The organism is Furfurilactobacillus rossiae DSM 15814, from assembly GCF_000428925.1.
Classification (GTDB): Bacteria; Bacillota; Bacilli; order Lactobacillales; family Lactobacillaceae; genus Furfurilactobacillus; species Furfurilactobacillus rossiae.
Genome location: NZ_AUAW01000006.1, coordinates 91,191 through 117,314 on the forward strand (window position 1 = coordinate 91,191; position 26,124 = coordinate 117,314).

The following is a 26,124-nucleotide window of genomic DNA, read 5'->3' on the forward strand; positions in this document are numbered from 1 at the left end:
AGAAATGGAAGAGACGAACATGCAACAAACTTCGGTTAAGCAATTATCAGACGGGTATTTATCTCGTACACCAATGTTTACTTTCTTATTAGTATCAATGATTTTCCCATTGTGGGGTGCCGCAGCTAGTTTAAACGACATCTTGATCACACAATTTAAAACCGTTTTCCAACTGAACGACTTGGCAACAGCCTTTGTTCAAAGTGCGTTTTACGGTGGCTATTTCTTAATTGCCATTCCGGCATCGCTGGTTATTAAAAAAAGTTCATACAAGTTTGCCATTATGATTGGGTTGTTTGCTTACATTGTCGGATGTGGCCTATTCTTCCCGGCATCACGAATGGCAACATACAGCATGTTCCTAGTTGCTATTTTTGCGATTGCCATTGGCTTGAGTTTTCTGGAAACAGCATGTGACACATACTCGTCCATGCTGGGGCCGAAAAAGACGGCCAACGCGCGGTTAAACTTTTCACAAACTTTAGTGCCGCTTGGTGATATGTTGGGTATCGTGCTAGGAAAGTACCTGATCTTTGGTAACGGTGGGAACTTATCTGAAAAGATGTCTCACATGGCGCCGGCTGCTCGTCAGGCTTATGGCGAAAAAATGTTGCAGTTAACGTTGCAACCTTACAAGTACATTCTCGGTGTGCTGCTGATTATCTTTGTGATTATTGCCTTTACAAAAATGCCAGCCGCTAAGGCCACTGCAGAAGGCGCTGAAGAAGCAACAGCTGCTGATACAAAGGCTGAAAAGGTAACATTACGTGAAACATTAAAGTATCTTTCTCATAACAAACGTTATCAACGCGGGGTTATGGCTCAATTTTTCTACGTTGGTATGCAGACAACCGTTTGGTCATTCACCATTCGTTTGGCCTTAAATCTAAACCATTCAATTAGTGATTCAGCTGCCTCAACGTTCATGATTTTCAGTTACGCAATGTGGTTCTTTGGTAAGGTGGTTGCCAACTGGTTGATGAACCGTTTCTCAATTACGAAAGTTTTGACCATTTATTCATTCCTAGGAACGTTGTCATTATTGGCAACATTCTTGATTCCAAACATGACGGCCGTTTACACTGCCATTTTAGCCAGCTTCTTCTTTGGTCCTGAATGGCCAACGATTTATGCTCACACATTGGACACAGTTACCGAAAAGAAGTACACCGAAACGTCTGGTGCCATTCTGGTTATGGCCATCATCGGTGGTGCAGTTATGCCGTTGTTGCAAGGTGCCGTTTCTGATTTGACGACAATGCAATTTTCATTCATCGTGCCAGTGATCTGTTTCGTCATCGTAACGACATACTTCTTCTTTGAACATCGTTATGAAGTTGCACATCCAGAAACTGTTGCGGAACACTAAAAGCATCGTAGACACTACTCTTGTTTAGGTGTTTTATGGTAAATTAGTCGTAGAACAATTTATACGGTTTATTATTGAATATAAAAGGGGACAATTATGGCGAACAAAGTCGTTGTATTAGGAAGTCTAAACATGGATTCCATCTTACGGATTCCACGTCTGCCACTTGGCGGCGAAACTATGGAAATGACGGATAAGAGTTCAGCTCCTGGTGGTAAAGGGGCTAACCAGGCTGTTGCTGCTGCTCGTGCTGGCGCACAAACATCGTTCATCGGTAAAGTTGGTGCTGACGATGCCGCTGAAGTATTGCGCGACGCTTTGAAGTCAGACAACATTAGTGTTGAACACGTAACAACGGATGAACAACGCGGTTCTGGTCAAGCGTTCATCTTATTGCAAGAGAGTGGTCAAAATTCGATTCTTGTTTACGCTGGTTCTAACCAGTCCTTAAGCAAGGCTGATGTTGATGCTGCCAAAGATGTGATCAAGGATGCCGATTTCTTGATTTCTCAATTTGAGACACCAATTGAAACGACGACGTATGCATTCGAGTACGCGCAATCCGTTGGCGTAACGACCATCTTAAACCCAGCACCAGCAATCCCAACGATCCCAGCTGATCTATTAAAGGTCACTGATTTGATTGCACCAAACGAAACAGAATCAGCAACCATCACCGGCATCGAAGTGACTGATGCCGCTTCAATGCTGTTGAATGCGGCTAAGTTTGCCCAAATGGGTTGTAAGGAACTGATCATTACCGTTGGTGCTCGTGGCGCCTTTTATGCGAACCAGAACGGTAGTGGTTTTGTTGATGCATTCAAAGTGAAGGCCGTTGACACAACAGCTGCCGGGGACACATTCCTTGGCGCTTTAAGTTCACAATTGAAGCCAGACTTCAGTAACATGCGTGAAGCCATTACGTTTGCTAACCATGCTTCGTCGATTACTGTTCAACGTCTTGGTGCACAGCCTTCGATTCCAACATTGGATGAGATTAAGGCAGAATATAAATAAGTTACTGATTTTGAGTTCGGTAAATGACATCATTCATGAAAGCTGTTGCTTTTGTGAGTGATGTTTTTTTATATGTCGGTGGCAAAGATTTTTATATGTCCGATCAAAAGTGAATTCTTTTGCGTATGTAATGAGTAACGCTAAACATGAACAGATATCAAATCGGAAGAATATTCTATAATAGAATATATGGTATAATAGTCAATGAAAGAATATAAGCTCATACATGATAGCAAGAGATTGAGAAACCTGAATGGGATTGGATTTGAGTCTGGGTTTGATTGGAAATTTGAGTTGAAAAGCCATCAGGTGATGGGAATATATGTAGATAAACAGTTAGTCGGGCTAATTTCATTTTCACATTTACAAGGATTTACAAAGGTTTCCTTGATTGAAGTCGCAAAGTTATATCGGAGACAACGTTATGGCGCAATATTGCTAGCACTTGTGATGCGAGAAGCGATTAAAATTCCTGATAATAGTGGTTATGTTAGTTTGAGAACCAAGACAAACGGTGTACAAATGTTTTATTTGCATCTTGGTGCCATTTGGTTTGAACAAACGATGATTTTCCAGCCTGAGGTTTGTCAAAAAAATGTTACTAAGTATTTAGGGAAGGGTTGGTAAACGAAAATGAAAGTAGACCAAGTTCGAGACGAAATAAAAGAACTTCGGCAAGAATTTGAAAAATCACTGCCTAGTTCTACAGCGTACAGTCGTGTTTCAAAAAAACTCGATGATCTCTACTATGAGCACATGGATATTAGAGAGGCAGCGTTGATTGCCAAACATCTAGATCATAAGGACACGATTGACGATGACGCTAAAATGATTGTTGCAGCGGCAAATGGTGAAAATGTGGCAGAAGCCTTGGATTTGCCAATCAATGTCTGTGCAGCGTTTAAAATTCTCCACGAACGTTTGGCAAAGGGATGGACCCAGGCAGAACTGGGACAGAAAGTTAATCTCAGTCAAAGTCAAATTGCAAAGATCGAGAACATTCAGCAAATTCCAGACGTTGGTACCTTATCGGGAATATTAGTTGCATTAGATGTGCAGATGGAAATTGGTGCCCGCAAAATAAGTTAATTTAGAAATATAAAGATTAATGATTGGCTTTGAAGAGGAGTGAACTCCATGGATTGAATTTTATTCAACTTTTTGGAACTCACTTCTTTTTTGATACGACCAATCGTTTCTAAAAAAATAGTTTTTAAATATTGTGGCTATGATTTTATTATGAATAACTGTGACTTTAACGTCTCATCAATATAAGAGTTGAAACTAAAGGAGAGCCATGTAGTACGATGAACAAAAATAAGTAGTTGGAGGATTCAAAATGAAAGCCTTAGTGGTGTATGCGACAATTACTGGCAACAATGAAGAGGTTGCAAATATCGTTGTGGATGCTTTGCGCAGGCTCAAAGTCGATGTTGTTGAAACAGAAATTTCTCAAACGGACGTGGCAGCTTTTAAAGATGTTGATATTTGCGTTGTCTGTGCTTATACATATGATGAGGGTGCGTTGCCAGAGGAAGGGATGGATTTCTTTGACGAGCTTCAAGAGGCTGATTTGAAGGGCAAAGTGTTCGGAGTGGCAGGCTCAGGCGATGTTTTCTATGGTGATGATTTCAATAAAGCTGTTGATGAGTTTGAAAAGGCATTTGTTAAATCAGGTGCCACTCAAGGAACCAAGAGTATCAAGATTGATTTAGAACCGTACGAAGAAGATGTCGAAAATCTGCAAGTATTTGCAAAAGAGCTTGTGGCTATGGCTGGCCGATAAATGAGATGTTGCATTCCAAGATAAAACACAGTTACCACATCAAATTTCTAATGTGGTAACTGTGTTTTTTGAGCTGAGTAAAAACTGTGAATTAAGTTGAATCTCTATCGTTTGAAGATTTTTAATGGTTTGAATGTGTGGGTATTGGAGCACTCTCAAAATGGTTTGAATAATATAACCGTGCGTCACGATTGCAATGCACTGATTACCATAAATATCGTGCAGTGAGTTGAGAAACGCTGCCACACGTTGATCTACATTATCGATAGGTTCTCCATTTGAAACTTGTTCATAGTGACCGCAAACGTCACTGGTCGTCCTCCGCCAATATTGTGGGTATTTCTTCATTAACTCAGGAATTGACTGACCATTCCAAATACCATAATTAATTTCGGCTAAACGATTATCGACTTTAATGGGGCAATCGCTATGGTCAAGCAAAAGATGGGCAGTCTCCTGAGCACGTTTCAAAGGGCTAACGAGACACTGAGCAAAACTTAATGTTGAAAACCTGGCTGCGGCCGACGTCGTTAATTTTCTGCCGTAATCGTTTAATTCAGTTAAGTTAGTTTCAACGTTGCCTTGTAAAATCAATTGTTTATTAGCGTCAGTTTCTCCATGTCTAATTAAGTAAAGTGTCGTCATAGCTTTTATTTAAAGACAGGTTTGCTGTTCCGGTATAAAACATCTGTTTGACCATCCAGCATATTAGCATATCGTGCGGCAGCAAAGAAATAATCTGACAGGCGATTAATGAAGACTAACACATCCTGATTAATCGGATTTTGTGACTGGAGTGACACAATTAAACGTTCAGCACGTCGTGTAACTGTGCGAGCGACATGAAGCTGTGCTGCAGTTTGAGAACCTCCGGGCAAAATAAATTTTTTTACTGCTGGAACTTTTTCAGTATAAGAGTCGATTTTCTGCTCAAGAAAGGCAGTTGCTTTACCTTCATGTTCAAAAATAAAATGGTGGCGTTCGTCATCTTTAGGTGTTGCTAAATCAGTACCTGCATCAAAAAGAAGTTGTTGAATTTCAGTCAACTCTTCAGTCAGGACGGTTGTTTTTGATGACAGGGTTGAAATAATATAGCCCACCCAAGAGTTTAGCTCGTCAACAGTGCCGTATGCATTTACTCGAGCATCATCTTTATTAACGATTTGTTTCCCAATAATACGTGTCTGACCATGGTCACCCGTTTTTGTGTAGATTTTCATTGTTACTCACTTCACTTTCTTCGAATTTGAAAGACAAAAACAAGTATCTAAGCACAATGTACAACGATTGAACAGTAAATAGTGATTTCAAAATAAAGTCTGCAATAAAATCACAGTCTCAAGTTTGATAACAAAATATCCACAATCACCACTAATTCTTATCGTTGTCAGGCATGACGCTATTTTCTATACTTTTGCTGTTGGGTAGATTTAGTTATTCACGTTATTGAAGGTCACACTTATTAGTGAATGAAATCACGAAATTGTATGACCTTTTTTTATAAAAATGTAGAAAGCGCTTACTTAAAAACGAAGGGGAGACAGGAAACACTATGGACAGATCGACAATGTTGAGAAAGTCGATGTTAGCTGCGTTGTTGTTGGCACTTTGCGTAGTTGGGGCAAATTTAAAAATTATGGGATCAATTGCACTGGATTCTGCTCCAGCATTTCTCGGTACAATTTTGCTTGGCCCATGGTTTGGCGCCTTCTTAGGATTTTTTGGACACATGGTATCAGCAGCATTATCCGGTTTTCCACTCACCATCCCAGTGCACCTTGTAATTGGATTGAACATGGCGTTTTGCATGTTTGTATTCGGTGCGATTCGTCGCCGTTGGGGCAGTACTCAGTTGATTGTCATATTGATTGCTGATCTTGTTGCGTACGTTATTGATGTTCCAGAGGAATTTCCTTGGCTATACCCATTAATTGGGAAAACAGTATTTGCACTTTTTATTCCACTCACTGTGGCGACAATTGCTAATTTAGCACTCACCGAAGTGGTGTACATGGCGATTCCTAATCGTCAAAAGCAAGCATTCTTATTACAGGAGCGACAGCATAATGAGCATTGATGAACACGGTGGCAATATAGACAAAATTGCCCGTCAATTAAAAATCGAGCCGGAAAGTTTAATTGATTTTAGCGCCAACATTAATCCTTTAGGGATGCCAACAGCATTTAAGCTTTTGCTAGCTCAGGCAACGCCTAAGACAACAATCTATCCCAATCCGGACTATCCAAAATTAAGGGCTGCGATTGCGGATCACTTTGTTGTTCGCAGTCATAACGTTGTCGTTGGCAACGGGGCAATGGAAATCTTGAGAGATGTGGCTTTAGCAACGGCAGTGCATCATGTCGTGGTGATTGAGCCAGCATTCAATGAGTATGCAAAAGCGTTTCAAAGTATTGGGGCAACGGTTTATTCATACATAACAGAACAAAATAATGGTTTTAGGCTGTCTATTCCTATGTTGATTGATTGGGTGAGTCGTCACTTGGATCAGTGCCAGGCAATTTGTTTGGGAAATCCTAATAATCCCACAGGGCAACGTTTGTCGCCGGACGAATTGAAACCATTGATTAATTTTTGCACTAAAAATCATATTTGGTTGATTGTTGACGAAGCTTTTATGTCATTTACCTTTGATGAACGTTTAAGTGTGATTAGTTCCTTAAGGAACGATCAATTTGTGTTTGTGATTCGCTCTGCAACTAAGTTTTATGCAATGCCAGGGTTACGTTTAGGATTTGGAATCACCAAAAATGAATATCTTTTAGATCGACTACATCAAGTAGCGTTGACGTGGTCAGTTAATACTTATGCACAGACATTAGGTGAACAAATGTACGCGCAGACTGAATTTCAGATTAAAACCAAAAAGTGGTTGATAAAGGAACGTAAATATTTATTCAATGGTTTAGCAAAATTTCCAGAAATAAACGTTTTTCCGAGCGCTGCCAACTTTTTGTTCTTCTGGTCTGAGGATAAACAGTTGAGGACACACTTACTGCACAAGCACATCGTAATCCGAAGTTGCGCCAACTATCCCGGACTTGACGAGCATTATTACCGAGTTGCTGTTAAAGGACATGATGATAATGAGGTCTTGCTAGAAGCATTACAAAGCGTTCTAGGAGAAGGAGTCAAAATATGAAAAAGCTCTTAATTGCAGGTACAACTAGCGGTTCAGGAAAAACAACTATCACGCTTGGTTTGTTGAAAGTTTTGAGTGAAACTCATCAGGTTCAGGCCTATAAAATTGGACCAGATTATGTAGATACAAAATTTCATACGCGTATTACTGGTCGACCGTCACGGAATATTGATAGCTTTCTAACGCCGGATGATCCCACGCTGAATTATTTATTTACAGAAAATACTCAGGACGTTGATTTTGGAATTGTTGAGGGGGTAATGGGATTATATGACGGCTTAGGATCAGATAAAGACGCCTTTTCAACCTCCAGCATTGCTAAAAAGATGAACTTGCCTGTTGTTTTGGTTATCGATGCGCACGGCATTTCAACATCTGCTGCAGCTTTAGTTAAGGGATATCTAGATTTTGATCCAAAGGTGAATATCTGTGGTGTCATTGTGAATAACGTGATGGGGGTAAGTCATTATGAGCTAGTAAAGGCAGCCATCGACCGATATGTAAAGATTCCTGTTTTAGGTTATTTACCGCACAATGCCGCTGTTTCATTACCGTCGCGTCAGTTAGGACTAGTGCCTGATGATGAAGTTATGCAAGTCGATCAAAAGATTAATAAAGTAGCGGAGGAGATGAAAGCACATGTGGACATATCGCTCATTGAGCACTTGGCTCGAGATGATCAGCGAGTTATTGAATCACCCGTTACACCAAAGACCAGTTCGTTAACCGTTGGGATTGCCAAAGACGATGCCTTTAATTTTTACTATGCGGACAATCTCTCGTTGCTCAAACAAAGCGGCATTAGGTTGGTGCCATTTAGCCCAATCAAGGATGCTCATTTACCGGATGTAGATGTTCTTTATTTTGGCGGAGGTTACCCTGAAGAGTTTGCTGAGCAACTGTCCAAAAATCAATCAATGTTAAAAGACGTGCGGCAATTTTCTTTGGCAGGCAAGCCCATCTATGCCGAGTGTGGTGGCCTCATGTATTTGGGGCAGCACTTAATGGTTGGCGAGAAAAACTATGACATGGTTGGCGTTTTAGATGGCAACAGCGAGATGACGTCACGGCTGAAACGGTTTGGCTATTGCTACGCTGAGTCCTTAAAGACTAATCAGTTAGCCGCGGTAAATGGGACCGTCGTTGGTCACGAATTCCATCATTCAGTATTCACGGTTAATGATGAAGATCAACTTAAGCCGGTTTTAAAAATGACAAAAGTTAGAGACCAACAAGTCGTTTCGGAATGGACAGGAGGCTTTCAAGTTCGCAATACATTTGCCAGTTATTTGCATATTCACTTTTATCAAAACAAAACCCTGTTTAACCGGTTAGTAACGCAATGGGAGGCAGCTATTCATGCTGATTGAGATGATTCTCATTGCCTATGTATTAGATTTACTGATTGGCGATCCACCAACCTGGCCACATCCTGTTAAAATCATGGGACATCTTATCGCGTTTCTGGAAAGCAGATTTAATCGACCAAAGTTTGACCATCTGAAAAGGCGTTGGTTAGGCGTATTGCTTTGGGTGATTGTCGTTGGTTCTACCGCACTGGTCAGTGGCCTGATCATGTGGGCCACATCGTTTGTTCCATGGCTGCAATTCATTATTGGTACGTACTTAACTTACACATGTTTGTCCGTTAAGGGACTGGCACATGAAGGTCGCAAAATTGCGAAGAGTTTACGGCAACAACAATTAGTCAAAGCGCGTGGACAGGTTGCCATGATTGTCGGTCGTGACACGGATCAACTGGATAAAGCGGGTGTGATTAAGGCAACGGTTGAAACGATTGCCGAAAACACGAGTGATGGTGTCGTTGCGCCGTTACTATTTCTTTTTATCGGTGGACCGGTTTTGGGGCTGACTTATAAGGCAGTGAACACCTTAGATTCAATGGTTGGCTATAAAAATGAAAAGTATGCCGACATTGGTTGGTTTTCTGCGAAGCTCGACGATATTTTTAACTGGGCTCCAGCGCGATTAACGTGGCTATTACTTATTATCGCAACAGGTCTCTTACGTTTTCATTTAAGAGAAGCAATGGGCATTGGCGAGCGGGATCGTGAAAATCACTTGAGTCCTAATAGCGGGTTTTCAGAGGCTGTTGTGGCCGGTGCGTTAAATATTCGCTTAGGTGGTCCCCATTTATATTTCGGTCAGGTCGTTCAAAAGCCTTATATCGGTAGTCGTAATTCTCGGCCAGTTGAGGTGGCGGACATTAACCGGACAATATACTTGCTCTATCTATCGTCCGTGCTTGCATTAGGCATAATGGCTGGTTGCCGAGTATTGATTCAAACACTTTGGTAAGGAGAAAACTAATGAAACAGGAAAAGTACATCACAATTCCAAATAAAATAACGGATAAAAGTTTTGTCATGATTCAGGATGAAATTGACAAGATTGATCCAAATTACCATTTCAATAATGAGGTGGAAGAGGCCATTATCAAACGCGCAATTCATACCACCGCTGATTTTGATTATTTACATACTTTGAAATTCACACATGATGTTATCGCTAAAATTCAGCACGTCTTGACACATCAGGGCACCATTTTTACCGATACAACAATGGCGCTGGCAGGTATCAACAAACGTAAATTGGATCAGTTGGGCGTTCATTATCATTGCTATATTGCTGATGATGAAACCTTTAAACTAGCATCCGATCAAAAGATTACCCGGTCGATGGCCGCAATTGAGCTGGCCGCCAAGGTACAAACCGAAAAGCTGTTTGTTATTGGTAATGCGCCCACGGCACTTTACAAAATTTTGGAAATGGTTCGTGAAAGAAGACTTGATCCAGAGGCGGTCATTGGAGTGCCAGTTGGTTTTGTTGAGGCGGCCGAAAGTAAAGCGGCATTGGAGGAAAGCACGTTGCCAGCCATTGTCGCAGAAGGTCGTAAAGGTGGCAGTAACTTGGCGGCAGCATTGACCAATGCGATTTTATATCAGCTGTAACTGAAATAAAGAACAGGTGAGGTAAAAAAATGAGTGAAGACGACTACGTTTATTACAACGGTAAACGATTACGAAAAGGATTCACCACTGGAACAACTGCTACAGCCGCGGCCGTGGCAGCGACAAAAAGCATCTTGCAACAGGAAGCACAAACAGTCATTACAGTGCTGGCTGCTAACGGTCAAAAAGCAACATTTGAAGTTGAAAGCTGTGAATTTGATAAAAAAACGGCCACCGTTGCAATTACAAAGGATGGTGGTGATGACCAAGATGCAACAGATGGCATGCTGATCTACGCCAAGGTTACATTACGTGATGATAATCAGATTACTTTAGATGGCGGCAAGGGGATTGGACGAGTTACTGAAAAAGGCTTGGCTAATGATCCTGGAATGCCAGCAATTAATCCAACGCCGCGCAAGATGATCAAAAAGAGTGTTCGGGAAACATTAGGTGAGGACCATGGCGCAGATATTGTCATTTTCGCGCCAGAAGGGGAACGGGTGGCCAAGTTGACCTACAACCCCAAATTAGGGATTGTCGGTGGCATATCAATTTTGGGAACCAGTGGCATAGTGACCCCGATGTCAGAGGAAAGCTGGAAGCATTCTATTTCGATTGAAATGAACATTCATCGGCAGCGTGGGGATGAGCGCATCATTCTCACACCAGGTGACTATGGGGAAGACTTTTTGACGCAAACCCTAAAGATCAGCAATAAACAACAAGTGCAAATGAGTAACTTTGTTGGGTATGTATTAAAGGAAACGCAACGATTAGGGTTTAAACACGTTTTGATTGTTGGCGATCTTGGCAAGATGATCAAAGTTGCTGGGGGAATCTTCTCCACACACAGCAAGGATGCAGACGCCCGTGCTGAAATCATGGTTGCCAATCTGGCACTACTTGGTGCACCAACCGATTTACTCAAACAGGTGTACGACTGTTTAACAACCATTTCGATGATTGAACTCGTCAATAAAGCGGGGTATCAGCAGGTTTATCAAGTGTTGGTCGATAAAATTAAAGGCCGTTGTGAAAAATTACTTAATCGCGGTGAGCAAAAAACAGTTGTTGATGCCGTGATTTTCTCTAAGATGACCGGTTACTTAGCCTCAACAGAACCCCTAGATGAGATTGAGAAGGTGTGGCGATGATTGTTGTGCTGGGAATCGGGCCCGGTGATGACCGTTTGATCCTGGCCGGAGCAACCAAGGAGTTAAAACGCGCTGATTATGTGGTTGGCGCTGATCGCCAGTTGCAAACAATGAACGTGCCTGAAAGTAAAGCGGTTAAGTTACCACCACTGGCGCAATTGGAAGAGTTTATCCGTGAACATGAACAAAGTCGTGTTGTGTTGCTGGCTTCTGGTGATCCATTACTATATGGCATTGGTAACTGGGTTGTAAAAAGGTTCGGACCTGATGACGTGACGATTATTCCGGGAATCAGTTCGATTCAATATTTTTTTCATCAGTTGAAGCTATCGATGAATGATGTCTACTTGACCAGTAGTCATGGTCGAGTACCAGACTTTGATTTTATCCTTGAGCATGACACGGTGGGCATGGTTACGGACAAACGGATTGGACCGTTTGAGATTGCTCAGGAATGTAAACAGCGAGGAGAGCATCGCACTATTTTCGTTGGTGAACGACTGAGTTATCCGGACGAAAAGATAGGACGATATACAGAGTCATCGGTTCCAGATCAGGACTATCAATTAAATGTGGTGGTGATTAAACGTGAAGGATAGCGAATTTATTCGAACTAAAGTGCCAATGACTAAACAAGAAGTGCGAGCCATTAGCATTGACCGATTAGGGCTTAAAGATGGGCAACAATTCTTGGACGTGGGTGCGGGTACCGGCAGTATCAGCATTCAGGTTGCTAAAACGCAGCCGTTAACTCATGTCACGTCAATTGAGCATACACCGGCAGCTATTGATATCATGCAGCAAAATATTGATCACTTTGGGTTACACAATATTGATTTGATCACGGGTGAGGCCCCGTCCGATATTCCCGACCAGCAATATGATGCCATTTTTATTGGTGGCAGTGGTTCTGAGCTTTCAACAATCATTCAGTTTGCGCAGGATCATTTAAAACCAGGTGGTCAGGTCGTCATGAACTTCATTTTGCTTGAAAACGCATTAGAAGCTGTTAAGACCTGTGAATCCTTAGATATGGGCAATATTGATTTTACGAACATTACGGTTGGTAATTGGCATGGTCTAGGGAAGGGTCATTTCTTTAAAATGAACAATCCAACATTTATTTTGAGCGCAACACGAAAGGAAGTTAATTAATTATGGCAATTGTAAGTTTTGTAGGTGCAGGACCTGGTGATAAAGACCTTATTACGTTAAAGGGATACAGACGTTTAGCAGCGGCTGATGTGGTTATTTATGCCGGTTCGTTAGTTAATTTGGATCTCCTAGATTACTGTAAAGATTCTGCTGAAAAATTCGACAGTGCGTCGATGACGTTGCAGGACATTATCGATGCCATGGCAGCAGCTGTAAATGACAACAAATCCGTGGTTCGTTTGCAAACCGGTGATTTTTCAATTTATGGTTCGATTCGTGAACAGATTGAAGAATTAAAAAAGCTGAACATTGAGTATGAATGCATTCCTGGCGTCAGTTCATTCCTTGGTGCTGCCTCTTCTTTGGGTGTGGAATATACCGTTCCAGAAGTTGCCCAAAGCGTCATTATCACGCGGATGGCTGGTCGGACACCAGTACCTGACAAAGAGTCATTAAAATCACTGGCCCAACATCAAACGTCAATGGTTATCTTCTTGTCCGTTCAGGGTATTCAGAAGGTTGTCAAAGAATTGCGAGAAGGTGGCTATTCTGAAACAACGCCAGCTACCGTAATTTATAAGGCAACTTGGCCAGACGAAAGGCATGTAACAGGAACGTTGGCCGATATCGCCGAAAAGGTTCATCAAGCAGGCATTCGTCGTACGGCACTCATTATGGTTGGTGAATTTTTAGGGGATCAATACAACTATTCACACCTTTACGATGCTAACTTCAGTCACATGTATCGAAAGAAGCAGACCACTGATGACAAGCACTAGGTTTGCAGTTTTTGCACTGACGGAGACTGGTACAAAACTAGCACGTCGAATTGGGAAACTTGCTGCTGGTGATGTCACCGTCTTTGTACCAGAAAAATATTTACTGCCTGATGAGACTAACGAGAAGTGTTTTGGTCGAGGACAATTTGGGACCACGTTTACAGATGTATTTGATCACTTTGACTGTCTCGTCTGTGTTATGGCGACTGGCATTGTTGTCCGTAGTGTAAGCAAGGTGCTCCAAGACAAATTGACTGACCCAGCGGTGCTGGTCGTTGACGAGCAGGCACACCATGTCATCAGTCTATTATCCGGTCATATGGGCGGGGCCAATCAATGGACAGCCAAAGTAGCAGATCAGTTAGGCAGTGATCCTGTTATCACAACTGCAACTGATACAGAAGGCGTTCAGGCACTGGATGTGTTAGCCAGAATTTATCACGGCTGGTATGCCGAGTTTAAAACAACGACCAAACGAATTAATGGTCGCCTAGCTGCTCATGAACCGGTTGAACTGTACATTGAACCGAATTTAGTTATTCCGTCAGTGTCTTTAAAAGGATTTAGACGTTTAAAGCAAGTGGCTGACCGTAACGAAAAAGTGCCGTTAGTGGTCATTTCTGATCGAACACATTTTGATAAACAAGCCGATTGCATTCAGTTGATTCCAAAAATAAACGTGCTCGGTGTTGGTTGTCGTAAGGATGTCACCGTTGGCATGATGCAAGCGGCATTTAGTCAGTTTTGTGAAGAGCGTCAGTTGGCATGGCAGTCCGTTGATCGGATTGCATCGATTGATGTTAAAGCACATGAAACAGCGGTTCATTATTTGGGAAAAATTGTGGGCAAACAGCCTCAGTTTTACTCTGCTCGCGAATTATCAAAAACGGCAATTCACTATCCACAATCAGCGTTTGTTAAAAAAACGGTTGGTGTCGGCAATGTAGCTGAATCGTCTTCTGAATTAGCGAGTGGCAACCGTGTTATCGGTGATCGGTTTAGTGCCGATGAAATAACGTTTGCGCTTAGTCGTTTAACAATAAAGGAAAGTTGAGGGTTACATATGTTATATATCGTCGGTTTAGGACCAGGGGACAAGAGCAAGATGACGCAGGAAGCGATTGATGTCATCGAGAAATGTCCCATCATCGTCGGCTATGCCACTTATATGCGGTTGGTTAAAGACATGTTGGATGGTAAACAGATTGTTTCGACTGGTATGCGCGGTGAAATGGAGCGTTGTGAAAAGGCCATCGAGTTAGCTAGCGACAATCAGGATGTGGCGTTGATTTCCAGTGGGGATGCTGGCATCTATGGCATGGCGGGACTGGTTATGGAAATGTTGGCGCACAAAAAGCAGCAACTAGAAGTTCATGTTGTTCCAGGTGTCACTGCAAGTATCGCAGCAGCGGCACAATTGGGTGCACCATTAATGAACGATTTTTGTCACATTAGTCTGAGTAACCTAATGACCCCTTGGGAAGTCATTACAAAACGGGTAGACGCAGCAGCCAAAGCAGATTTTGTTATCTGTCTCTACAATCCACGTAGTAAGGGTCGGCCAAATAACCTTCGAGAAGCCCTAGACATCATTTTAAAGTACAAGTCTCCAGACACGATTGTTGGTTATGGCAAGGATGTTGCTCGTCCGAAAGAAATCGAAAAGATTACCACGATTAAGGACTTGGACGAAGAAGACATTAACATGACTACCATCGTTATTGTGGGCAACAAGAATACGTTCGTTGACGATGGTCGGATGGTGACGCCAAGAGGTTACACACTATGATTTTATTGATTGGTGGAACTTCGGAAAGCTTGGAGATTGCAGATGCGTTAACTAGTGACCATCAGGCATTTGTGCTCTCAGTTACGACAGATTATGGTCATACGCTTGCCACAGCACATGCTGAACATGTCCTCCAGACGAAGTTTACTGAAACGACATTAATCGATTTTTTGCAGATGCGCCACATCAAATTGGTGATTGACGCTTCACATCCGTTTGCACAGATTGTGTCCAAAACAGCGATGACCGCCTGCCAAACTGTGGGTACGACTTATGTTCGCTTTGAACGGCAAAACGAAGTATTAAATGAACCAAATGTGATTCACTTTCAGACGCAATCGGAAGTGACAGACTATTTGTTACAGCACGAGGGTAAGGTGTATCTGTCAACTGGGAGTAAAACGGCAGTTGAATATGGAAGTGTTCTCGGTTTGGACTGTGTTCATGTGCGTGTTCTACCGACGGCCACAGTGTTAACAAAATTATCAGAGGGTGGATATAAGCCCAATCAAATTGACGCAATTGAGGGTCCGTTCTCTCGCAAACTTAATGTTGAACTATTTAGTAAGGCCCAAGCTGCCTTTGTTGTCACGAAGGATAGCGGTGAGCGAGGCGGGATTAATGAAAAGATATTTGCAGCGCAAGATCTTGATATACCCTGTCTGGTCATTGACCGGCCACAACTGCACTATCCAAACGTTGCTAAGACATTGGCGGGATTAAATGAATTTATCGAGAAGGTGAACTAAATGAGTGGTTTTGTAACGTTGCTGGGTGCCGGTCCTGGAAATATCGAACTACTGACACTACTAGGAAAACGTCGTCTCGAACATGCTGACGTGGTCATTTACGATCATTTGGTTAATCCCGATTTGTTATCTTATGCACCAGCCAATGCTGATTTTCTTTATGTGGGTAAGAAACCCTATCAAAAGCACATCAGCCAAGATGAAATTAATGATTTAATGCGTGTTCAAGCAGAGGCCGGCAAAAAGGTCGTTCGCTTGAAGGCGGGTGATCCATTTGTGTTTGGGCGTGGTGGTGAAGAAGGTCAGTATTTGCGCGAGCATAACGTTGAATTCGAGGTTGTCCCAGGATTAACGAGTGCAATTACTGGATTGGCCGCTGCGGGAATTCCAATTACACATCGGGATTATGCCTCAAGTTTTCATATTCTGACTGCGCATCAGACAGGGTCGCAGCCCTTAAATTGGGACAGCATCGCGCAGATGGAAGGAACCTTAGTTTTCCTTATGGGTGTGGCCGAGCTACATACCATTGTGACCGAACTGCTTAAACGTGGAAAGACAGCCACTACACCAGTAGCCATTATTCAATGGGCAACTCAGTGGCGGCAAAACACTGGGATTGGAACATTGTCGGATATTGAAGCGATTGTTAAACGTCAACACATTAGCTCCCCCGCATTAATTGTAATTGGCGGGGTGGTTAACCTGTCGCAACAGTTAAGCAGTCATCGCGCTTTAGAACGAAAACACATTCTGATGCCATTTTCAACGCACACACGGACGCATGACTTGTTAGCGGATGCGGGTGCCAGCATCGATTTCTTCAATCTAGGTGATCAGCAGTCACACGACGTTGATCTTCCAGATTTTAATCAGTCTGGTCGGCTGGTCATTACAAATTTACGCGCTTTTGAGTATTTGCAACAACAGATGATGCAGGTTGGCTTGGATCAACGAGCACTGAGCGGTTGGCAATTATTGGCCACTAATAATCTCATCAAGGAGCGGTTACAACAACGTGGTGTGCTCGTCGATCATGTGATTGATTTAGCAAACTTGAACGCCACGGACTGGGTTGTTGGGGAGCAAAATGACTTGTCAACGATGTCGTTTGATGACTCAAACGTTGATCGTCAGTTAATGACGTACACGGATATATTTAAGCAGCAGTCAATTTCATCTCCAGATACATTTGACGCCGTTGTAGTAACTAGTAAAAGAGCGTGTCTTGCACTGGTACACGGACTCGAGCCTGATCAATTAAAACAGATCCAAACAGTGCCTGTATTTACATTGGGCGACAAGTTAGCGACCTTTTTAAGTGATAACGGATTTCAATCCGTCACGAATGTTGGCAACCTGGCTCAAATGGTACCTCACGTAAAGAAAGTGATTAAAAATGACTAAAACAGCAGTTTTATTGGTTAGTTTCGGCACTACATACCCTGAGTCGCGTCATGAAACAGATGACTCGGCTGATACTGCATTTGCATCAGCCTTTCCTGAGGCGACCCTGTTTCACGCCTATACTTCAGTAATTGTTCGACGGCGTGTAAAGGCAAACGAAGGGGTGATGTTGGATGACGTACCAGCCGCTTTACAGCACATTTTAGATGGTGGATTTAACGATTTGATCGTACAGTCTCTGCATATTATTCCAGGAATTGAATACCACCGTTTATGTGATCAACTGGCACCGTTTAATCGCAAGTTCGAACACGTCAGTGTTGGTAAGCCACTGCTAACGAGCTTTGATGATTTTCAAACAATCGTTGGCTGGTTAAAGACGGTTGGTACGGATGATGACGGAAAAGCGGTCGTCTTCATGGGCCATGGTACTGGCGATCATGCCTTCACGACATATGCTTGCCTAGATCATATGTTGATGGGAACAAATGTCTATATGGGCGCGGTTGAAAGTTATCCAGGCATCGACACAATGATTGCCGAACTTAAGCGGCGAGATGTTCAAAGTGTTGTTGTTCGACCGTTCATGATGGTTTCTGGTAATCATGTTCACCATGACATGACATCGGACTCGCCAAAGTCATGGACGTCGCGACTAACTGCGGCCGGTTTCAAAGTGGAACCTGAGTTCAGCAGTTTGGCCAATGTACCGGCAATTTTAACGTTGTTCACTGAACACGCAAAACAAGCAGTGGAGGCGCAACATGAATAAAAAAATAACACAGGGGATGTTTTGGGGAATTGGCGTTGGCCCCGGTGATAGCGATTTATTAACCGTCAAGGTCGTCAAGTCGTTAAAACGATTGGACGTCTTGTATACGCCGACCGCCCACAAAGGCCAAGCGAGTCTGGCAGAAACAATTGCGCAGCCGTATTTGCCGATGGGCATCGACATGAAAGAACGCCACTTTCCGATGACTAATGATAAGGCCAAACGTGCACAAGCACTCGGTGATATTGCGCAAGAAATGCTTGTAGATATCGCCAATGGCAAGAATGTTGGAATGTTAACACTCGGGGATCCAGCAATCTACAGCACGGTTAGTTACATTGTTGAGTCAATTCGTGGTAAAGCCCCAATTCAACTATTAGCTGGAATTGCATCTTATTCACAGTTGGCTGCCACACTTGGTTATCCGTTGATGATTGATGATGAATCATTATGCATTCTGTCAGCGACCGATAGCATCACAAAAATTGCTCATGAAATTGATGCAAATGACAACCTGATCATTATGAAAATCAAGGTTAAATTCAGTGAAATTTATGCCTACTTGGAGCAACAGAATTTATTAGATCATGCCATCGTTGTCAGCGATATTTCAATGGGGAAACAACAGCAGCAACGACTGGACGAGATGTCCGGAACAGAGGAATTGCCATACTTTGCAACATTATTAATTAAAAAGGGGGTTCAGTTATCATGAGGAATTATTTAAAGCATTTGACGAAGGGCGATCGTTACAAGATTGCTGCCGTTGCAATGCTATTTACCTTGTACTTTACATTTGGTAGTCCGATTGATGCCCATGCCATGCACATTATGGAAGGTATGTTACCGCCAAAGTGGTGTATTTTCTGGTTTGCGGTTAGCGCACCGTTCTTCTTTTATGGATTGTATCGGATGCGTAAAATCGTTACTTCAAGTCAACAAAACGCCAAGGTTATGTTGGCATTGTGTGGGGCCTTTGTGTTCGTGCTTTCCTCACTTAAGTTGCCTTCAGTAACGGGTTCTTGTTCACATCCAACCGGTGTCGGTTTAGGAACGGTTATGTTTGGCCCTGGTGTTCTTGCCGTGCTCGGTGTGATTGTGCTCTTATTTCAGGCGTTGTTATTAGCGCATGGTGGCTTAACAACACTTGGTGCCAACGAATTTTCCATGACTATCGTGGGACCAATCATTGGTTTCTTGGTTTGGAAATTATGCCGGAAACTGAATGTTAACCGTTCTGTTTCCTTGTTTTTATGTGCCATGTTTGCCGACTGGTCGACTTACGTCACAACCTCATTTCAATTAGGGATTGTTTACCCTGATCCAAATGGCGGTGTTGGCGGTGCCGTGCTTAAGTTTTTGAGCATTTACGCAGTTACACAAATTCCATTGGCAATTGCTGAAGGTTTATTGACAGTCATTATTTACAACCTGATCTTGAATAATGATCTGTGGAAGGAGAGTGCCTTATCATGAGCGACAAGAAAAATAAGTCACGAACCAAACAAAATGTCATTTTGCTGATTCTGGTTATTGTTTTGACCATTACGCCATTCATCGTTGCCAAGGGTGGTTCATTTGCCGGTAGTGATGATCAGGGGACAGAACAAATAAAGAAATTTGATCCGAGTTACAAACCATGGGCGCACCCACTTTGGACGCCACCGTCAGCAGAAATCGAGAGTCTCTTGTTTACCGTTCAAGGGAGTCTTGGTACAGGCATTATTGCATATGTGATTGGTAATGCTCATGGCAAACGGGTAGCTCGTGAGAAAAAAGATAACGATGATGCATCGCAGGAAACAAAGGAAAAGTGAGGCAAAACTAAATGCTCACAATCGATAAGTACGCTTATAACAACGAAATTGCCTCTTGGTCACCTAGTGTTAAAGGCCTGCTATGGTTAGTCGGCATGATTATTGCGTTTCAGCCGATTCTGTTATTAAAAATTGTTTTTTTACCCATCGCGGTTATTTATACATTGCACGTTGTTCATGTAACCCTTCATCAATATTTGAAATGGTTCTATGCGGTGATTCCATTTGTTGCACTCAGCATTATTGGGATTGCGTTTACGATGTCACCGTCTCCGAAGAATGTGTATGGTGCAATTCATTTATTTGGCAACTATTTTGGGCTTGCCAAATCGATGATGCCAATGACATTAGAGTTGTCATTCCGGATTATTACAGCGATTGTGTGTACGTATTGGTTTGCGTTAACAACGCCATTTCAACAAATCATCTTGTTATTCAAACATCTTCATTTTCCTTCTTTACTAATTGAAGAAACGTTGCTCATGTACCGGTTTATCTTTATCTTTGTCGATTCATTTGAACAAATTTATCGCGCACAGGAATTACGGTTTGGTTATGCCAGTCTCGGTTTATCGGTTCATTCGGCGGCTATTTTAGGAAAAATGCTGTTTGAACAAGTCATTATCAATTATCAAAAAATGACGTACGCACTGGATGCAAAAATTTTTCAAGGTGAGTTTGCCGTACAGGAGAACAAAATATGATTGAATTACAAGACGTTGATTTTGCGTACGATGATCATCAGGTTTTAAAGGACGTTTCATTAACATTAGGCAAACCTGGACAGAATGTAATTGGACTGATCGGCCAAAATGGATCAGGAAAATCGACAATGTTTTTAAACTTAGTGGGCATCTTAAAACCCACAAGTGGACGAATTCTTTTAGACGGACAACCGCTTAAGTATGACAAAAAGAGTTTGACGCACTTACGACAAAAAGTGTGTATCGTATTTCAGGATTCAGAACAACAGTTGTTCTATTCCATTGTCAAAGACGATATCGCCTTTGCCTTACATAATTTGAAACTACCACAAGATGAAGTTGTCGCACGGGTTCGTAAAGTGCTAAAGCAACTAGATATTGAGCATTTAAAGGATCGACCCATTCAGTATCTATCTGGTGGTCAAAAGAAGCGGGTGGCGATTGCTGGCATTTTGGTGCTGAAGTCAGAATGGTTGCTACTCGACGAACCAACAGCTGGATTGGACCCCGATGGTAAACAGCGAATGATTACCTTAATCAAGGGGTTAGCAGCTAACGGACAAAAGATATTAATTTCTAGTCATGACATGGATTTCATGTATGAAATTGGTGACTATTTTTACCTACTGCAGCATGGCAATATCGTGAAGCAGGGCGACAAAAAGACTGCCTTTGCGGATGATAAATTATTGTCTGAATGCTCACTAGAACAGCCATGGCTGATGAAACTTCACCAGCGGCTGGGTTTGCCACTGTATGAGCACGCTGATGCCATGTTCGAAGATGAGCAATTAATTCACACGTTGTCCGCCATACAATAGTTTTATGAAGTAAAGATGGAAGGAACAGGAACAATGACTGCTAAAGCGATTATGTTTCAGGGAACAGCTTCCGATGCAGGCAAAAGCTGGGTAGCGGCGGCCTTGTGTCGAGTTCTAGAAAAACGTGGGTTAAAGGTCGTCCCGTTTAAATCTCAGAATATGGCGCTTAATTCGTTCATTACCAAACGTGGGTACGAAATGGGCCGGGCACAGGTTTTTCAAGCTGAGGCTGCCAAACGTGAACCTGATGTTCGAATGAATCCAATTTTGCTTAAACCCTCTACTGATAAAGATTCTCAAGTTATTATCATGGGCAAGGTTTATGGCGATTTGGACGCGGTAACTTACCAAGCGTTCAAACCACAACTCAAGAATCGGCTGAGTCAGGTTTACGACGAACTGGCTAACGAAAACGATGTTGTGGTGATGGAAGGTGCTGGTAGTCCAGCTGAAATCAATTTGAATGAAAATGACATTGTCAATATGGGAATGGCCAGAATTGCCGATGCACCGGTTATTTTAGTGGCCGATATTGATAAAGGCGGCGTGTTTGCTTCGATTTACGGCACCATTAAGCTATTACCTAAAGAAGATCAACAACGGATCAAAGGCATCATTATTAACAAATTCCGAGGAGACAAAACGTTGTTGGAATCTGGTAATAAAATGATTGAAAAGTTGACCGGCGTACCTGTTATTGGTGTTCTCCCAATGAGTGATGCAGATCTAGACGAAGAAGACAGTGTTGATTTAGTCAACAAGTCAAAAGTATTTGATGCTAGCAAAGATATTGATATTGCTGTATTGAGTCTCGGTAAGATATCTAACTTTACTGATTTTCACAGTTTGTCATTACAACCAGATGTCTCCGTTCGCTACGTCAACCGGGTAACCGAACTGGGTGTGCCCGATTTACTGATTATTCCCGGTAGTAAGAATACGAATGAAGATTTAAAGCTATTACGTGAAGATGATTTTCCGGAAGCCATTCAACGAGCACATAACCAAGGAACAGAAATTGTTGGCATATGTGGGGGCTACCAAATCCTTGGTAGGAAGCTTCTGGATCCAGAACATATTGAATCGGAGATTGAAGAACAGGATGGTCTAGGGTTGCTGGATACCGTGACTACTTTTCACGATGTTAAGACAACTGTGCAATCGTCTGCCAGGGCAGGCCAATATGATCTTCATGGTTATGAAATCCACATGGGTCAAACGAAACGCGGCAGGGACGCACGACCATTACTAACCATTACCAAGAGTAGTGATGGCGAGTTATCCCACCCAGATGGTGCAATCAGTCGTGATGGCAACGTTTGGGGCACGTATTTGCATGGTATTTTTGACAACACAGTTTGGACACGTCATGTGCTGGACGAACTACGAATTGCAAATGGTATGAGGCCATTAATCAAGAGCAACTTGTCATTTGCCAAATACAAGGACGATCAGTACGAAAAACTGGCCGATCTCTTTGAAAAAAACATTGATATGACCGCCATCGACAAGATTCTCGATGCCACTGATTAAAGTTGGGTGACCGTCGCTTACGGTTGTCAACATTGAAGCGCTCGCCGTGGGACCGGTTCAAGCCTGAAAACCACAGTCTTTCATCTCGCCGCCAAGCCGGAAACCACGTCTTGACGACCGTCCGTGCTGTAAATCAGGCTCAAACCCGCCTGATCAACACCACTTTCACTGCTCGGCTTCAATGTCGACGCCCTCCAGCTGGCATAGCATCCAGCTTTCAACAATGTCGGATTACGTTACTAAAGTAGTGAAGCTGAACAGAAGCAGAGCCTATGTCAACATTACTTAGTGGGGAGGTTTTGCCCATTTAGTAATGTGGGACGAGTTATGAGACGTGGGCTGCGGATCATAATCGAGTGAAAGACTGCGATTTTAAGCAGGCTGAAGCGACCCCATGAACGGCGTTTCAGTTCGGCGGAACGGCAACCTCAAATATTTGTGAAAACTAATGAACCGAAGGAGATGTGACGTGATGGATGCGGGATATCCGATTTTGCTGAACTTGACTGATCGTCACGTTTTAGTCGTTGGCGGTGGCAAAATTGCTGCTCGTAAAATAAATGGGCTGTTAACAGCCGGCGCTATTGTGACCGTGATTGCGCCAAAGTTGGTTGATCAGATTGATACAACTAAAATCACCTGGTATCAACGAAATTATGAAGCAGCCGATTTGAGGGGCGAGACCATCATCTTTGCTGCGACCGATGATGAAAATTTGAACCACCAGATTTGGCGATCAGCTGGTCAAACTCAGTGGGTGAATGATGTTAGCAATCATCGCACTTCTGATTTCTTCAACGTTGCACAAGTAAGAACCAAAAAGGTCTTGATTGGTATTTCTACGTTTGGACAATCACCTTCGAAGGCTAAACGTTTAAAAAAGCAATTGCAGGATTGGATTGGAAAGGAGGCAGAATGAAATGTATTTAATGCACGCTAGCTTGAATTACCACGATTTGCCGATTGAAGAGCGAAGTCAATTTGTATTTAACAAGGATGAGTTGGCTGATGCGGATGTTATGTTGAATCAAGAAAAAAGCATTTTGGAAAATGTTATTTTATCAACATGCAATCGAACCGAACTTTATGCAGTTGTGGATCAATTACATACTGGTCGTTATTATTTGCGTCGCTTTTTGGCCAACTGGTTCCATGTTGATATGGCCCGTATTGATGAATTAGTGGATACAGGTAGCGAAACTGATACAGTCACGCATTTGATGCGGGTTACGACTGGTCTAGATTCCATGATTGTTGGCGAGCCACAAATTTTAGGCCAAATGAAACAGGCTTTTGCGATTGCTCAAAAGGCACAGACGACTGGGTTAATCTTTAACGAACTATTTAAAGAGGCCACGACTTTTGCCAAGCGTATGCATACTAAATATCGTGTAAGCGAGTTATCTAAATCGACTAGCCAGGCAGGATTGCATCAGATCAAACAGCATTTTGGACAGTTGAGTGGTCAGCGATTACTGATTATTGGAACTGGCATGATTGGCGCTCAAGTAGCCCGTAACGCCAGTACAATGGGATTCGGACAGATTATTTTAATGAATCGAACCAAAGAGACTGCGGATGCATTGGCTGATGAAATTGGTGGCGTCGTGCGAGCCTCAGATTGGTCACAAATGACCGACGAAGTTAATCGTGCAGATGCGATTGTAACCGCTGTTGGCGCAACGATGCCGATTATTAGCGGAAAAATGTTAACCACTTCGGATGTAGTTAGCGATGGTATCGTAATTGATCTTGGCGTGCCTCAGAATGTTGATACAGAGGCTGTCGCCAAATTGAGTTGTTACGACAATATCGATGATTTGTCCGATATTCTGGATGATAATCAGTTGGCTAAGCACCACATGATTGATCAAATGGCTGCAGAAGTTCCAGCAGCGGTTGCAGAGTTTGACGATTGGCAACGATCATTGCCGGTAGTTCCAATTATTCGTGAACTACGCGAATCCTCATTAGAAATTGAGAGCAATACTTATAATAGTTTGATGCGCAAATTACCGCAATTAGATTCACATGAACGTAAGGTTATCAGCAAGCACATGAAAAGCATTGTGAATCAAATGATTAAAGGACCAATTGTTCAAATAAAAGATTCATCCAGTGAACCGGACGCCGCAGAACACCTCGATTTCTTCTGTCGTATCTTTGGTTTCGACCGGGCATATCAACAACGGGAGCAGATGACTCATGAAAAGTAATGTCATTATTGGTAGTCGAAAAAGTCGTTTAGCCATGATTCAATCAAATATAGTGAAGGATGCGTTATCGGACCGTTGGCCAGAAATTAACTTCAGTATTAAGGAAGTCACGACGCAAGGCGACGTTGATCGAACCAGCAGTTTGGAAAAAATTGGTGGCAAGGGCGTGTTTGTCAAAGAGCTGGAATATGAACTGTTAAACGGTGATATAGATTTTGCTGTGCACAGTTTGAAAGACGTTATGCCACGTTTGCCTGAACAATTAATGATTGGTTGCATCCCTCCGCGTGAGTCGCCATATGATTGTTTGATTACAAGCACACCCATGAAGTCATTAGATGATTTGCCGCAGGGGGCCCGAGTCGGCACTGGTAGTAGTCGGCGAATGGGGCAGTTACTCCATCTACGTCCGGATTTAAAACCCGTAACCTTGCGTGGAAACGTCGAAACGCGAGTTAATCGAGTTCACGATGACGATATTGACGCGATTGTGATTGCTGAGGCTGGTTTAAATCGACTCAAGTTGGATTTGGGTGATTTGTATCGGTTGAGTTTGGCCGACGTGATGTTACCTGCTGTTGGTCAGGGTGCAATGGCGATTGAGTGTCGTCGTGAGGATACTGACACTCAAGAAATCATTGCAGCTATTAATGATCAGGAAACGAACGATTGCGTCACGATTGAGCGTGATTTTCTGCGCACAGTCGGTGGGGATTGCACTAATCCAATTGGTGGTTTTGCTACTCAGTCAGGGGATCAATTTCACTTCAAGGGCATGATCACATCCGTTGATGGCGTTCATGTATTTGAAGATAAACGTGACGGGGACTTAACGGATCGTTTAGGTTACACATCAGCTAAGAAGCTGATTAGTGAAGGCGCATTAGAAAATACATTTGGACAGGGAGAAGAAAATTAAT

General features: G+C 42.7%; 30 protein-coding genes. 28 read left to right on the forward strand and 2 right to left on the reverse strand.

The genetic code is table 11. The features are described 5' to 3' along the window. Positions 1-19: 19 nt before the first annotated feature. From fucP to G400_RS0105335, 5 genes are all read left to right on the forward strand, one after another. A complete protein-coding gene (fucP, locus tag G400_RS0105310) occupies positions 20-1,369 on the forward strand; it encodes an L-fucose:H+ symporter permease (RefSeq protein WP_026017233.1) in 1,350 nt (449 codons plus the stop codon). Between the two features lie 96 nt (positions 1,370-1,465). After that, positions 1,466-2,386: a ribokinase gene (gene rbsK / locus G400_RS0105315; RefSeq protein WP_026017234.1), complete on the forward strand. Its 921-nt coding sequence runs from the start codon at positions 1,466-1,468 to the stop codon at positions 2,384-2,386. A 204-nt stretch (positions 2,387-2,590) separates the two neighbouring features. Continuing rightward, positions 2,591-3,013, forward strand: a complete 423-nt coding sequence (locus G400_RS0105325) for a GNAT family N-acetyltransferase (RefSeq protein WP_017262873.1) — start codon at positions 2,591-2,593, stop codon at positions 3,011-3,013. A 6-nt stretch (positions 3,014-3,019) separates the two neighbouring features. Then, positions 3,020-3,475, forward strand: a complete 456-nt coding sequence (locus tag G400_RS0105330; RefSeq protein ID WP_017262874.1) for a helix-turn-helix domain-containing protein — start codon at positions 3,020-3,022, stop codon at positions 3,473-3,475. Positions 3,476-3,725: 250 nt separating this feature from the next. After that, positions 3,726-4,172: a flavodoxin gene (locus tag G400_RS0105335; protein WP_017262875.1), complete on the forward strand. Its 447-nt coding sequence runs from the start codon at positions 3,726-3,728 to the stop codon at positions 4,170-4,172. Positions 4,173-4,211: 39 nt separating this feature from the next. Here the strand turns inward: G400_RS0105335 and G400_RS14560 are convergent, their stop codons facing one another. Together G400_RS14560 and G400_RS0105345 are read right to left on the reverse strand one after the other, a co-directional pair. Then, positions 4,212-4,817 carry a histidine phosphatase family protein gene (locus G400_RS14560; RefSeq protein WP_017262876.1) on the reverse strand — a complete coding sequence of 202 codons (606 nt, stop codon included), beginning with the start codon at positions 4,815-4,817 and terminating at the stop codon, positions 4,212-4,214. A 5-nt stretch (positions 4,818-4,822) separates the two neighbouring features. After that, the gene (locus G400_RS0105345; protein WP_017262877.1) at positions 4,823-5,392 is read right to left on the reverse strand and encodes a cob(I)yrinic acid a,c-diamide adenosyltransferase; all 570 of its coding nucleotides are present in this window, start codon (positions 5,390-5,392) and stop codon (positions 4,823-4,825) included. A 332-nt stretch (positions 5,393-5,724) separates the two neighbouring features. Here G400_RS0105345 and G400_RS0105350 point away from each other — a divergent pair, with 332 nt between their 5' ends. The 23 genes from G400_RS0105350 to hemC all read left to right on the forward strand — a co-directional run bounded on the left by G400_RS0105350 (position 5,725) and on the right by hemC (position 26,123). Then, entirely contained in the window at positions 5,725-6,249 is a 525-nt protein-coding gene (locus G400_RS0105350; protein ID WP_026017235.1) for an ECF transporter S component, read from the forward strand. Further along, positions 6,239-7,333, forward strand: coding sequence for a threonine-phosphate decarboxylase CobD (gene cobD, locus G400_RS0105355; RefSeq protein WP_017262879.1), 1,095 nt, complete (start codon positions 6,239-6,241; stop codon positions 7,331-7,333). The genes G400_RS0105350 and cobD overlap by 11 nt, the downstream gene beginning before the upstream one ends. After that, complete coding sequence (locus G400_RS0105360; RefSeq protein ID WP_017262880.1) at positions 7,330-8,703, forward strand: cobyrinate a,c-diamide synthase; 1,374 nt, start codon at positions 7,330-7,332, stop codon at positions 8,701-8,703. The genes cobD and G400_RS0105360 overlap by 4 nt, the downstream gene beginning before the upstream one ends. Further along, the gene (gene cbiB, locus G400_RS0105365) at positions 8,693-9,652 is read left to right on the forward strand and encodes an adenosylcobinamide-phosphate synthase CbiB (protein ID WP_017262881.1); all 960 of its coding nucleotides are present in this window, start codon (positions 8,693-8,695) and stop codon (positions 9,650-9,652) included. The genes G400_RS0105360 and cbiB overlap by 11 nt, the downstream gene beginning before the upstream one ends. A gap of 11 nt (positions 9,653-9,663) precedes the next feature. Then, the gene (locus G400_RS0105370) at positions 9,664-10,305 is read left to right on the forward strand and encodes a cobalt-precorrin-8 methylmutase (protein WP_017262882.1); all 642 of its coding nucleotides are present in this window, start codon (positions 9,664-9,666) and stop codon (positions 10,303-10,305) included. A 29-nt stretch (positions 10,306-10,334) separates the two neighbouring features. Next, positions 10,335-11,462: a cobalt-precorrin-5B (C(1))-methyltransferase CbiD gene (cbiD, locus tag G400_RS0105375; RefSeq protein WP_017262883.1), complete on the forward strand. Its 1,128-nt coding sequence runs from the start codon at positions 10,335-10,337 to the stop codon at positions 11,460-11,462. Further along, positions 11,459-12,061 carry a cobalt-precorrin-7 (C(5))-methyltransferase gene (locus tag G400_RS0105380; protein WP_017262884.1) on the forward strand — a complete coding sequence of 201 codons (603 nt, stop codon included), beginning with the start codon at positions 11,459-11,461 and terminating at the stop codon, positions 12,059-12,061. The genes cbiD and G400_RS0105380 overlap by 4 nt, the downstream gene beginning before the upstream one ends. Then, positions 12,051-12,617 (forward strand): decarboxylating cobalt-precorrin-6B (C(15))-methyltransferase, encoded by a 567-nt coding sequence (locus tag G400_RS0105385; protein ID WP_017262885.1) that lies wholly within the window; start codon positions 12,051-12,053, stop codon positions 12,615-12,617. The genes G400_RS0105380 and G400_RS0105385 overlap by 11 nt, the downstream gene beginning before the upstream one ends. A gap of 2 nt (positions 12,618-12,619) precedes the next feature. After that, positions 12,620-13,396: a cobalt-precorrin-4 methyltransferase gene (locus G400_RS0105390; RefSeq protein WP_017262886.1), complete on the forward strand. Its 777-nt coding sequence runs from the start codon at positions 12,620-12,622 to the stop codon at positions 13,394-13,396. Further along, on the forward strand, positions 13,383-14,450 hold the full coding sequence (locus G400_RS0105395) for a cobalt-precorrin 5A hydrolase (RefSeq protein WP_017262887.1): 1,068 nt from the start codon (positions 13,383-13,385) through the stop codon (positions 14,448-14,450). Before G400_RS0105390 ends, G400_RS0105395 begins: the two co-directional genes overlap by 14 nt. 9 nt (positions 14,451-14,459) lie before the next feature. Next, positions 14,460-15,185 (forward strand): precorrin-3B C(17)-methyltransferase, encoded by a 726-nt coding sequence (cobJ, locus tag G400_RS0105400; protein WP_017262888.1) that lies wholly within the window; start codon positions 14,460-14,462, stop codon positions 15,183-15,185. Beyond that, on the forward strand, positions 15,182-15,934 hold the full coding sequence (cobK, locus tag G400_RS0105405; protein WP_017262889.1) for a precorrin-6A reductase: 753 nt from the start codon (positions 15,182-15,184) through the stop codon (positions 15,932-15,934). The genes cobJ and cobK overlap by 4 nt, the downstream gene beginning before the upstream one ends. Beyond that, a complete protein-coding gene (cobA, locus tag G400_RS0105410) occupies positions 15,935-17,341 on the forward strand; it encodes a uroporphyrinogen-III C-methyltransferase (protein WP_017262890.1) in 1,407 nt (468 codons plus the stop codon). Further along, positions 17,334-18,113 (forward strand): sirohydrochlorin cobaltochelatase, encoded by a 780-nt coding sequence (locus G400_RS0105415; protein ID WP_017262891.1) that lies wholly within the window; start codon positions 17,334-17,336, stop codon positions 18,111-18,113. Before cobA ends, G400_RS0105415 begins: the two co-directional genes overlap by 8 nt. Next, positions 18,106-18,828 (forward strand): precorrin-2 C(20)-methyltransferase, encoded by a 723-nt coding sequence (gene cobI, locus G400_RS0105420; protein WP_017262892.1) that lies wholly within the window; start codon positions 18,106-18,108, stop codon positions 18,826-18,828. The genes G400_RS0105415 and cobI overlap by 8 nt, the downstream gene beginning before the upstream one ends. 56 nt (positions 18,829-18,884) lie before the next feature. After that, entirely contained in the window at positions 18,885-19,589 is a 705-nt protein-coding gene (locus G400_RS0105425; protein ID WP_152323508.1) for an energy-coupling factor ABC transporter permease, read from the forward strand. Beyond that, complete coding sequence (locus tag G400_RS0105430) at positions 19,586-19,930, forward strand: energy-coupling factor ABC transporter substrate-binding protein (RefSeq protein ID WP_017262894.1); 345 nt, start codon at positions 19,586-19,588, stop codon at positions 19,928-19,930. The genes G400_RS0105425 and G400_RS0105430 overlap by 4 nt, the downstream gene beginning before the upstream one ends. An 11-nt stretch (positions 19,931-19,941) precedes the next feature. Further along, positions 19,942-20,634, forward strand: a complete 693-nt coding sequence (locus tag G400_RS0105435) for a CbiQ family ECF transporter T component (protein WP_017262895.1) — start codon at positions 19,942-19,944, stop codon at positions 20,632-20,634. After that, complete coding sequence (locus G400_RS0105440; protein ID WP_017262896.1) at positions 20,631-21,455, forward strand: energy-coupling factor ABC transporter ATP-binding protein; 825 nt, start codon at positions 20,631-20,633, stop codon at positions 21,453-21,455. The genes G400_RS0105435 and G400_RS0105440 overlap by 4 nt, the downstream gene beginning before the upstream one ends. Positions 21,456-21,488: 33 nt before the next feature. Continuing rightward, a complete protein-coding gene (locus G400_RS0105445) occupies positions 21,489-22,988 on the forward strand; it encodes a cobyric acid synthase (protein ID WP_017262897.1) in 1,500 nt (499 codons plus the stop codon). A 472-nt stretch (positions 22,989-23,460) separates the two neighbouring features. Beyond that, the gene (locus tag G400_RS0105455) at positions 23,461-23,907 is read left to right on the forward strand and encodes a precorrin-2 dehydrogenase/sirohydrochlorin ferrochelatase family protein (protein WP_017262899.1); all 447 of its coding nucleotides are present in this window, start codon (positions 23,461-23,463) and stop codon (positions 23,905-23,907) included. 1 nt (position 23,908) lies between these two features. Next, positions 23,909-25,204, forward strand: a complete 1,296-nt coding sequence (hemA, locus tag G400_RS0105460; protein WP_017262900.1) for a glutamyl-tRNA reductase — start codon at positions 23,909-23,911, stop codon at positions 25,202-25,204. Beyond that, the gene (hemC, locus tag G400_RS0105465) at positions 25,194-26,123 is read left to right on the forward strand and encodes a hydroxymethylbilane synthase (RefSeq protein WP_017262901.1); all 930 of its coding nucleotides are present in this window, start codon (positions 25,194-25,196) and stop codon (positions 26,121-26,123) included. Before hemA ends, hemC begins: the two co-directional genes overlap by 11 nt. Position 26,124: the final 1 nt, after the last annotated feature.

Bases quoted from the DNA above. Each gene is read 5' to 3' on its own strand.
- G400_RS0105430 (WP_017262894.1), top strand. From the start codon at position 19,586: ATGAGCGACAAGAAAAATAAGTCACGAACCAAACAAAATGTCATTTTG.
- G400_RS0105370 (WP_017262882.1), top strand. From the start codon at position 9,664: ATGAAACAGGAAAAGTACATCACAATTCCAAATAAAATAACGGATAAA.
- cbiD (WP_017262883.1), top strand. From the start codon at position 10,335: ATGAGTGAAGACGACTACGTTTATTACAACGGTAAACGATTACGAAAA.
- rbsK (WP_026017234.1), top strand. From the start codon at position 1,466: ATGGCGAACAAAGTCGTTGTATTAGGAAGTCTAAACATGGATTCCATC.
- G400_RS0105390 (WP_017262886.1), top strand. From the start codon at position 12,620: ATGGCAATTGTAAGTTTTGTAGGTGCAGGACCTGGTGATAAAGACCTT.
- G400_RS0105415 (WP_017262891.1), top strand. From the start codon at position 17,334: ATGACTAAAACAGCAGTTTTATTGGTTAGTTTCGGCACTACATACCCT.
- G400_RS0105380 (WP_017262884.1), top strand. From the start codon at position 11,459: ATGATTGTTGTGCTGGGAATCGGGCCCGGTGATGACCGTTTGATCCTG.
- cobI (WP_017262892.1), top strand. From the start codon at position 18,106: ATGAATAAAAAAATAACACAGGGGATGTTTTGGGGAATTGGCGTTGGC.
- hemC (WP_017262901.1), top strand. From the start codon at position 25,194: ATGAAAAGTAATGTCATTATTGGTAGTCGAAAAAGTCGTTTAGCCATG.
- G400_RS0105345 (WP_017262877.1), bottom strand. From the start codon at position 5,392: ATGAAAATCTACACAAAAACGGGTGACCATGGTCAGACACGTATTATT.
- G400_RS0105395 (WP_017262887.1), top strand. From the start codon at position 13,383: ATGACAAGCACTAGGTTTGCAGTTTTTGCACTGACGGAGACTGGTACA.
- G400_RS0105335 (WP_017262875.1), top strand. From the start codon at position 3,726: ATGAAAGCCTTAGTGGTGTATGCGACAATTACTGGCAACAATGAAGAG.
- G400_RS0105440 (WP_017262896.1), top strand. From the start codon at position 20,631: ATGATTGAATTACAAGACGTTGATTTTGCGTACGATGATCATCAGGTT.
- G400_RS0105445 (WP_017262897.1), top strand. From the start codon at position 21,489: ATGACTGCTAAAGCGATTATGTTTCAGGGAACAGCTTCCGATGCAGGC.
- cbiB (WP_017262881.1), top strand. From the start codon at position 8,693: ATGCTGATTGAGATGATTCTCATTGCCTATGTATTAGATTTACTGATT.
- G400_RS0105435 (WP_017262895.1), top strand. From the start codon at position 19,942: ATGCTCACAATCGATAAGTACGCTTATAACAACGAAATTGCCTCTTGG.
- G400_RS0105455 (WP_017262899.1), top strand. From the start codon at position 23,461: ATGGATGCGGGATATCCGATTTTGCTGAACTTGACTGATCGTCACGTT.
- cobA (WP_017262890.1), top strand. From the start codon at position 15,935: ATGAGTGGTTTTGTAACGTTGCTGGGTGCCGGTCCTGGAAATATCGAA.
- cobK (WP_017262889.1), top strand. From the start codon at position 15,182: ATGATTTTATTGATTGGTGGAACTTCGGAAAGCTTGGAGATTGCAGAT.
- fucP (WP_026017233.1), top strand. From the start codon at position 20: ATGCAACAAACTTCGGTTAAGCAATTATCAGACGGGTATTTATCTCGT.
- hemA (WP_017262900.1), top strand. From the start codon at position 23,909: ATGTATTTAATGCACGCTAGCTTGAATTACCACGATTTGCCGATTGAA.
- G400_RS14560 (WP_017262876.1), bottom strand. From the start codon at position 4,817: ATGACGACACTTTACTTAATTAGACATGGAGAAACTGACGCTAATAAA.
- G400_RS0105360 (WP_017262880.1), top strand. From the start codon at position 7,330: ATGAAAAAGCTCTTAATTGCAGGTACAACTAGCGGTTCAGGAAAAACA.
- cobD (WP_017262879.1), top strand. From the start codon at position 6,239: ATGAGCATTGATGAACACGGTGGCAATATAGACAAAATTGCCCGTCAA.
- G400_RS0105350 (WP_026017235.1), top strand. From the start codon at position 5,725: ATGGACAGATCGACAATGTTGAGAAAGTCGATGTTAGCTGCGTTGTTG.
- G400_RS0105330 (WP_017262874.1), top strand. From the start codon at position 3,020: ATGAAAGTAGACCAAGTTCGAGACGAAATAAAAGAACTTCGGCAAGAA.
- cobJ (WP_017262888.1), top strand. From the start codon at position 14,460: ATGTTATATATCGTCGGTTTAGGACCAGGGGACAAGAGCAAGATGACG.
- G400_RS0105425 (WP_152323508.1), top strand. From the start codon at position 18,885: ATGCTATTTACCTTGTACTTTACATTTGGTAGTCCGATTGATGCCCAT.
- G400_RS0105325 (WP_017262873.1), top strand. From the start codon at position 2,591: ATGAAAGAATATAAGCTCATACATGATAGCAAGAGATTGAGAAACCTG.